Consider the following 4,688-nt stretch of genomic DNA (forward strand, 5'->3'; position numbering starts at 1 on the left):
TGAAGAAAGGTCTCCCCGCCCCTCCCAAACCCTCCCCACCCGCTCCAAGGCTTTCAACTGGTGGGGAGGCCGCGTAACGGAAGTTCCTGCCGGGCAGCGGGTTAAAACAAAAGAACGGCTTGCTGGAGAATAACAGCAAGCCGTCTTTGTTTTCCGTAAAACCGTAAAGAGGGATTCGATATGGTCAAAAGTCTTTGAAGAGGGAGGGAAGGGGGACGGTGGAAGGAAGGGGGAAACGTGGGGGGGGGGCTTCCCCCTTCTCCAGAAAGTTTTCCCCTCCCTTCCACCGGTGTTCCTCTCCTGATAAGGCCCTTGACCCGTATGGCGAGCAATAGTATTTCTTTGCATTACCGCGTACTGTGACGTGTGGACCACGCATGGCGCGACACGAAAGGCTGACAGACACCCCCGCAAGGGGCGTTTCTTTCTAGATGATTTTTGCGAACTATCTCAAGGAGTCCTCATGATCGGCATTTCCAAATTGTACTGCGGGCAGGTGGAGCCTTCCGACGCTCTGCGCTACGGTCGGCATTCCAGCCAGCTCCCTTCCCACCTGCTTCAGTTCTCCGAAGACAAGAAGCCGGTGGTGGTCTGGAATATGACCCGCCGCTGCAACCTCAAGTGCGTGCACTGTTACGCTCAGGCCGTCGATCCTGACGGCAAGGATGAAATCTCCACGGAACAGGGCAAGGCCATCATCTCCGATCTCGCCGCATACGGCGCTCCGGTCATGCTGTTCTCCGGCGGCGAACCGCTGGTCCGTCAGGATCTGCCTGAACTCGCCAGCTACGCCACCGAAAAGGGGATGCGTGCGGTCATCTCGACCAACGGCACCCTGATCACCAAGGAAAAGGCCCGCGAACTCAAGGCGATCAATCTGTCCTATGTGGGCATCTCGCTGGACGGTGCCGAAGAAATTCACGACAAGTTCCGCGGTGTGCCGAACTCCTTCAAGAAGGCGCTTGAGGGCCTCGAAAACTGTAAGGCCGAGGGCCTCAAGGTCGGCCTGCGCTTTACCATCAACAAGCGCAACGTGGTCGAAATCCCCAAAGTCTTCAAGCTGCTGCGCGAACTCGAAGTGCCGCGCATCTGTTTCTACCACCTCGTATACTCCGGCCGCGGCTCCGAAATGATCAAGGAAGACCTCAACCACGCGGAAACCCGTTCCGTGGTCGATCTGATCATGGACGAAACCCGCGCTCTGTTCGACGCCGGGATGCCGAAGGAAGTCCTCACTGTAGACAACCATGCCGACGGTCCCTATGTCTGGATGCGCATGTTGAAGGAAGATCCCAAGCGCGCCGAGGAAGTGTTCCAGCTTCTCCAGTACAATGAGGGCAACAGCTCCGGTCGCGGCATCGGCTGTATCTCGTGGGACGGCAAAGTCCACGCCGACCAGTTCTGGCGCAACCATACCTTCGGCAACGTGCTCGAACGCCCGTTCTCCGAAATCTGGGACGATCCGAACATCGAACTGCTCCACAAGATGAAGAACAAGAAGGCCTATGTGAAGGGACGCTGCGCCTCCTGCCGCTTCCTGAACATCTGCGGCGGCAACTTCCGCTCCCGTGCCGAAGCCTATTACGGCGACGAATGGGCGCAGGATCCCGCCTGTTACCTGACCGACGACGAAATCCGCCGCCCTGAATAAGGGATGAGTGCGGGGAGAGGGTTCCTTTCCCCGCGCTTTTGCGGAATATCTGGAGGGCGGGGAGGCTCGGGCCGCGAGGATGGGAAGCGGTGACTCTCTGGAGGCAGGAACAGCGATGTTCTTGCCTGTTATCATAAAAAGGACAATGTGTTATGAACGAATTTTATCGTGGGCGCCGTCTGCGCCGCAATCCCGTGATCCGTGAAATGGTGCGTGAGACGCAGCTGTCCGCCGCTGACCTTATGATGCTGTATTTTGTGGTGGATACCACGGATGAGGATTTCAAGAAGGAAATCCCGTCCATGCCGGGCCAGTACCAGCTTTCTCTCAAGCAGCTTGAGAAGACCGTGGGCGAAGCCGTGGACGCGGGGCTGCGTTCGCTCATGCTGTTCGGCATCCCCAAGCACAAGGACGCCATCGCCAGCGAAGCCTATGCCCCGAACGGCATCGTGCAGCGCGCCATCCGTATGCTCAAGGCGAAGTGGCCGGAGCTGCAGGTTGTGACCGACGTGTGTCTGTGCGAATACACTTCGCACGGTCATTGCGGCATCCTGAAGGAAGGCGACACCTGCGGCGAAGTAGTGAACGATCCCACACTGGAACTGCTTGCCAAGACCGCCCTCAGCCATGTCGAGGCCGGTGCGGACATGGTGGCGCCTTCCGACATGATGGACGGACGCATCCTGGCTATCCGCGAAGCGCTGGACAAGGCCGGGTATGTGAATACGCCGATCATGTCCTATGCGGTGAAATACGCCTCCGCGTTCTACGGCCCGTTCCGCGACGCGGCGGAGTCCGCCCCGCATCACGGCGACCGCAAGACCTATCAGATGGACCCGGCCAATGCGATGGAAGGCTTGCGCGAAGCCGCCGCCGATATCGACGAGGGCGCGGACATCGTCATGGTGAAGCCCGCCGGCCCCTATCTGGACGTCATCCGCATGGTGCGGGACAACTTCGACGTGCCGGTCGCCGCCTATCAGGTGAGCGGCGAGTACGCCATGATCAAGGCCGCCGCCATCAACGGCTGGATTGATGAAGAGAGGGTTGTTCTGGAAGCGCTGCTCGGCATCCGCCGTGCCGGGGCCAAGCTCATCCTGACCTACTATGCGGAAGAGGCCCTCAAGAAAGGATGGGTGCGCTGATGAATTGCCATGAGCCGCCATGCGGCATGGGGCAGGAAGAGTCCCGCCCCGGCACCGGACATCCCGGCGGTCACCCCGGGCATCCAGGCGGTATGCCCGCCGTTCCGCGCACGCTTGAGGACGGTTCCCCGCTGTGCCGCCTTATTGCGTGGGAAGTGACCCGCTCCTGTAACCTTGCCTGCAAGCACTGCCGGGCCGAGGCGCATCCGGAACCCTATCCGGGCGAGCTGTCCACGGAAGAAGCCAAGGCGCTGATCGATACCTTCCCGAGCGTGGGCAACCCGATCATCATCTTCACCGGCGGCGATCCCATGATCCGCCCCGATGTATACGAGCTGATCGCCTATGCCGGTTCCAAGGGCCTGCGCTGCGTGATGTCCCCCAACGGGACGCTCATCACGCCGGAAGCCGCCCGCAAGATCAAGGAAGCGGGCGTGCAGCGCTGTTCGATCTCCATCGACGGCTACAACGCCGAGAAACACGATGCGTTCCGCTGTGTGCCCGGCGCGTTCGACGCCACCATGCGCGGCATCGAGCATCTCAAGGCCGAGGGCGTGGAGTTTCAGATCAACACTACGGTCACTCGGGATAACCTGCATGATTTTAAAAAGATATTCGAACTCTGCGAACGCATCGGCGCGGCTGCGTGGCATATCTTCCTGCTGGTGCCGATGGGCCGGGCCGCCGAGCTTGCGGATCAGGTGATCACGGCGCAGGAATATGAGGACGTGCTGCACTGGTTCTATGATTTCCGCAAGACGACCTCCATGCACCTCAAGGCCACCTGTGCGCCGCACTATTACCGCATCATGCGCCAGCGCGCCCGCGAGGAAGGCGTCTCCGTAACGCCCGCCACGTTCGGCATGGATGCCATGACGCGCGGCTGTCTCGGCGGCACGGGGTTCTGTTTCATCAGCCATGTGGGGCAGGTTCAGCCGTGCGGGTATCTAACGCTCGACTGCGGCAACGTCCGCACGACACCGTTCCCGGAAATCTGGCGCAAGTCCAAGCCGTTCCTCCAGTTCCGCGATCAGTCCGAGTATAAGGGCAAGTGCGGCGTCTGCGAGTTCCATAAGGTGTGCGGCGGCTGCCGCGCCCGCGCGTGGAGCATGGACGGCGACTACATGGGCGAGGAGCCTCTGTGCACGTACCAGCCCCGCAAAGCGAAGGAGGCGGAATGACGGAAATGACTCTCGACACAATGGACAGGCGCATCTTGGACATCATCCAGACGGATTTTCCGCTGGAGTCCCGGCCTTACGCCATCATTGCGGAGCGTCTCGGCATCACGGAGCAGGAGGCGCTTGATCGTGTGAACGCCCTGCGCAAGTCCCGGCTTATCCGGCGTCTGGGGGCCAACTTCCAGTCAGCCAAACTCGGTTTCCGCTCCACGCTGTGCGCAGCCAAGGTTCCGGAGGACAAGCTGGATGCCTTCATAGCCGAAGTGAACCAGCATGTGGGCGTGACGCACAACTACTTGCGCCGCCATGCCTACAATGTCTGGTTTTCCGCAATCGGCCCCTCGTGGGAAGCCGTGTGCGCCATGCTTGACGATATTACCGCCAAGACGGGGATTCCGATCCTGAATCTGCCCGCCACGAAGCTGTATAAAATTCGCGTTGATTTTCAGATGGAAGAGTAAGACGAATCGGGGGAAGGGAGGGAGAAACTTTCTAGAGAAAGTTCCTCCCTCCCCTTCCCCCCGGACCCCCTTCCCTCCCTCTTCAAAGACTTTTGACCTTATCGAATCCTTCATCACGGTTTTACAGAAAAGAACGGCTTATTGGGCAGTACCAATAAGCCGTTCTCTTCTTTGTTTGTTGCCCGACAGGGACTCCTGCCGTGCTACCTCCCCACCAGTCGAAAGTTTTGGGAAGGGGTGGGGAGGGTTT

General features: G+C 59.8%; 4 protein-coding genes. All 4 read left to right on the plus strand.

Translation table 11 applies throughout. The features are described 5' to 3' along the window. Positions 1-463: 463 nt before the first annotated feature. Positions 464-1,651: a 12,18-didecarboxysiroheme deacetylase gene (gene ahbC / locus HMPREF0178_RS11805; RefSeq protein ID WP_005025505.1), complete on the plus strand. Its 1,188-nt coding sequence runs from the start codon at positions 464-466 to the stop codon at positions 1,649-1,651. 152 nt (positions 1,652-1,803) lie between these two features. Beyond that, positions 1,804-2,796, plus strand: a complete 993-nt coding sequence (hemB, locus tag HMPREF0178_RS11810) for a porphobilinogen synthase (RefSeq protein ID WP_009733608.1) — start codon at positions 1,804-1,806, stop codon at positions 2,794-2,796. Then, positions 2,796-3,977, plus strand: a complete 1,182-nt coding sequence (gene ahbD, locus HMPREF0178_RS11815) for a heme b synthase (RefSeq protein ID WP_009733609.1) — start codon at positions 2,796-2,798, stop codon at positions 3,975-3,977. The genes hemB and ahbD overlap by 1 nt, the downstream gene beginning before the upstream one ends. After that, complete coding sequence (ahbA, locus tag HMPREF0178_RS11820) at positions 3,974-4,438, plus strand: siroheme decarboxylase subunit alpha (protein ID WP_009733610.1); 465 nt, start codon at positions 3,974-3,976, stop codon at positions 4,436-4,438. Before ahbD ends, ahbA begins: the two co-directional genes overlap by 4 nt. Positions 4,439-4,688 lie beyond the last annotated feature (250 nt).

Origin of the sequence: Bilophila sp. 4_1_30 (assembly GCF_000224655.1) — a bacterium.
GTDB lineage: Bacteria > Desulfobacterota > Desulfovibrionia > Desulfovibrionales > Desulfovibrionaceae > Bilophila > Bilophila wadsworthia.

Excerpts from the sequence above, each read along its gene's own strand:
- ahbC (WP_005025505.1), top strand. The coding sequence starts at position 464 with ATGATCGGCATTTCCAAATTGTACTGCGGGCAGGTGGAGCCTTCCGAC.
- hemB (WP_009733608.1), top strand. The coding sequence starts at position 1,804 with ATGAACGAATTTTATCGTGGGCGCCGTCTGCGCCGCAATCCCGTGATC.
- ahbD (WP_009733609.1), top strand. The coding sequence starts at position 2,796 with ATGAATTGCCATGAGCCGCCATGCGGCATGGGGCAGGAAGAGTCCCGC.
- ahbA (WP_009733610.1), top strand. The coding sequence starts at position 3,974 with ATGACGGAAATGACTCTCGACACAATGGACAGGCGCATCTTGGACATC.